Source organism: Pseudomonas sp. Pseusp97 (assembly GCF_047304025.1).
Taxonomy (GTDB): domain Bacteria; phylum Pseudomonadota; class Gammaproteobacteria; order Pseudomonadales; family Pseudomonadaceae; genus Pseudomonas.
In genome coordinates this window covers 1-1,234 of the sequence record NZ_JBGLYK010000438.1, presented here as the reverse complement: position 1 = coordinate 1,234, position 1,234 = coordinate 1, and the positions used below count along the sequence as shown (strand labels likewise).

Annotated in this window: 2 pseudogenes; both read right to left on the bottom strand. The window is 68.5% G+C overall.

Going from position 1 to position 1,234, the window contains the following annotated elements:
• Positions 1-207, bottom strand: a pseudogene (locus ACCC94_RS29715) (hypothetical protein); the annotation flags it as partial.
• A 22-nt stretch (positions 208-229) separates the two neighbouring features.
• Positions 230-1,198 (bottom strand): annotated as a pseudogene (locus tag ACCC94_RS29710) (tetratricopeptide repeat protein); the annotation flags it as partial.
• Positions 1,199-1,234: the final 36 nt, after the last annotated feature.

The window sequence follows — 1,234 nt, the reverse complement described above, 5'->3', positions numbered from 1 at the left end:
GACAAGAGAGGGTGGATCGATGAAGGGCAGAGTGCTGGCGCCGGGCTGCGGAGTGATCGGCGAGCTGGAGGTCTTGGCTGGCGGAATCGGCTTGCTCGGCTGCGAAGGCGGCGGCGTCTGCGATGGAGGTTGCTCCGGCTGCGGCGGCTGCACCACGCAACCACCCAATACCAGCATGGCGCCCAGCGCCAGCACTCTGCCCTTCATCGATCCACCCTCTCTTGTCTGGTTACTTCTGATCCGGGCTGTCGATTGTCACGCTCTGCTCGCCCGCCTGGGAAGTAGACAACGAAGCACTTCGTCCGATCCATTCCCCCGCCGTCGCGTTGCCGGCGCGGGAGATACGCGCGACCAGCTGCACCTGCGGATGCTGGGACAGCTTGAGCTGCGGCATCATCGCGTCGGCATCGCTCAGCGACACCTCGCTGGGCAGGTCGGCGACCTTCAGGCGCTTCACTGCCAGCGGCATCGGCGGGCCGCTGACGGCGCGGGCGAAGACGAACACGCTGTCGTCCGGCTTGACCTGGCCTTTTACGGCTGCGGACAGGTCGACCTTCACCTTCAGGGTCACGCCGGCAGTAGCGGCGGCAACCGGCGCTTCGGGCGGAGTCTGGCCCTTCTCGACCATGCGCTGGCGGGCACGCTCGATGCCACCGGCGATGGCCTCACGGGAGGGGTCGTCCTGCGGCAGCACGGCGACCAGGCGGCCCCAGTAGTCGATGGCGTCGGCGTACTTCTGGTCCTCGAAGGCGGCGATGCCGAGCAGGCCGAGGGTGGTGACTTCCTCCGGGTCCTTCTTCAGCGCTTCGTCGGCGAGGTCGCGGACCTGCTGGCTGAGCGCCTTGTCGCCGGCGAAGTACAACGCCTGGGCCCACTGGCCGAGCACTTCCGGCTGGCGGCCGGAGAGGCGCGCAGCCTGCTCGAAGGCCTTGGCGGCGTCGGCGGCGCGGTTCTGCGTCATGTAGGTGCGGCCGAGGAAGTACCAGCCCTCGGCGGAATCCGGCTGGGCCTGCAGGGCGCGCTCCAGGCGGGAAGTCATCTCCTCCATGGACCTGGGCGCGGTGGCGAATTCGCGGGCCAGCTCGACCTTGTCGCTGGCGCCCCAGTGCAGGTACAGGCCCAGGGCGAGGAACGGCAGCACCAGCGCTGCCACCAGCGGCGCGGCGCGGCCGAGGCGCGAGCTGCTTTCCGACACCGAAGGCGCCGGCGATGCTGTGACTTATAAACATAAGAA